This is a genomic window from Lacinutrix sp. MEBiC02404, assembly GCF_053601575.1.
On sequence record NZ_JBSHNV010000201.1, the window covers coordinates 1 to 379 of the forward strand.

1 protein-coding gene is annotated in these 379 nt (G+C 45.1%); it reads left to right on the forward strand.

Annotation, left to right across the window (positions count from 1 at the left end; all coding sequences use genetic code 11):
* A partial coding sequence (locus ACVCXO_RS12185; protein WP_452229866.1) for a hypothetical protein occupies positions 1–379 on the forward strand: 379 nt, incomplete at both ends.

Consider the following 379-nt stretch of genomic DNA (forward strand, 5'->3'; position numbering starts at 1 on the left):
TCCGATACCAACGGATGGAGCAACAATAAACGCAACTAGCGGAGTGGTAACTAATGGAATTTCTGGAACAACCTATACGATAGAATACGCAAGTCCAGGAACCTGCGGAACAAGTAGCACACAAACGGTAACTGTTTTAACCTCCGGAAACGCAGCTTTTACTATGACAGCAACTTGTGATGGCGGAACCGCAAATATCACAGGAGATCTTGGTGGGAGTTTTACGTTTAATCCGATCCCAACCGATGGTGCAACAATAAACGCAACTAACGGAACGGTAACTAGCGGAATTTCAGGAACTACTTATACGATAGAATACGCAAGTCCAGGAACCTGCGGAACAACTAGCACCGAAACAGTAACTGTTTTAACCTCCGGA